This is a genomic window from uncultured Cocleimonas sp., from assembly GCF_947495625.1.
Classification (GTDB): Bacteria; Pseudomonadota; Gammaproteobacteria; order Thiotrichales; family Thiotrichaceae; genus Cocleimonas.
Genome location: NZ_CANLZW010000074.1, coordinates 1 through 1,198 on the forward strand (window position 1 = coordinate 1; position 1,198 = coordinate 1,198).

General features: G+C 42.8%; 1 protein-coding gene. It reads right to left on the reverse strand.

The features are described 5' to 3' along the window. Positions 1 to 34: 34 nt before the first annotated feature. Positions 35 to 964, reverse strand: coding sequence for a transposase (locus tag Q1A31_RS20885; RefSeq protein ID WP_299881745.1), 930 nt, complete (start codon positions 962 to 964; stop codon positions 35 to 37). Positions 965 to 1,198 lie beyond the last annotated feature (234 nt).

Here is a 1,198-nt window from a genome sequence, read left to right on the forward strand (position 1 = left end):
CGAGATTCTATGTCCACATTCAAGATAAAAAAACCTAAACAGGACGAAATTCAGCTTGATCTCTCATCAGTGCAAAAGCCAGTCTAGCAATTTTACGTGATAAGGCAACAGCAGTCGCCGTTGTTGAATGACCTCTTGCTCTCATGGCTAAGTAGTAATTATTCCAATGTTTCGTTTTTGCTCCAGCTCTAGCTGCATTAAATAATAATCGTCTTATCTCAGGACTGCCTTGTTTGGATAGTTTTCTCCTACCTTTAAAATATCCAGACTCTCTTACCCTCACATCTAAACCCATAAAAGCAATGAAGGCATCTGACTTAGAAAAAACACCTCGATGAAAGATAGCCACTAATGCAGCGGCATTAATAGGACCCACTCCAGGGATGCTTAAACAACGTCGATAATCATTCTTATAGCCACCTGATGTAATACAATCAAGCATCCGTTTATCAATCACAGCCATTGCATCATCAAAGCGTTTTAATAGCGCTTTGCGTGTTATCGCCAACTCAGCCACACCCGCTAAAGACAACCCCATCGCTGTCTTTAATTGAGTCAATTTAGCACGCGCTTTGAGTAGGCGATTAAGGCGTTTAACCGCTTTAGGTAAGGGTTTGAAGGCTACCAGATGCTGCCTTTCAGAACGTAAATAACGATGTAAAAGAATCGCATCATTTTCATCGGTTTTAGCCCTTACCCCAACAGCATCGCGGTAACGAGACAGACGATAAGCATCAACCACAAACACCGTGTGTTTAGCTGCAATAGCTAACTCCACCATCAACTCATGATAAGTGTTCGTAGACTCAATCGCGATGCTGCAGGGTGTAGAAATTACTTTAAGAAACGCTTTAATAGAACGTTGGTTATTCTCAATCCGAACAACAGTATCTCCATCAAAAATATCCAACCAATCCTTAGCGACATCCATTCCAAAATCTTCAACAACAGTAGCCATTGCCATTTTCAGCACTCCCACGTAAAGTTAAAAAAGTATCGGGACTCACGAAAGGCGCAAGCTTGTTGAAATCGGCCATTGAAGGCAAGATTCTTAATAGGCGCTCATTAATGAATGGGGTGGAGGGGTGAAATCTCGCACAGTCAGTACACGAAAGTGGCTGAAGCGCAGCGATGAGCCTCCGCCTCCCCGATGCCCTAACTATGATCGTAGATTAAGGCAGAAACAACCATACAAGCG

Excerpts from the sequence above, each read along its gene's own strand:
- Q1A31_RS20885 (WP_299881745.1), bottom strand. The coding sequence starts at position 964 with ATGGCAATGGCTACTGTTGTTGAAGATTTTGGAATGGATGTCGCTAAG.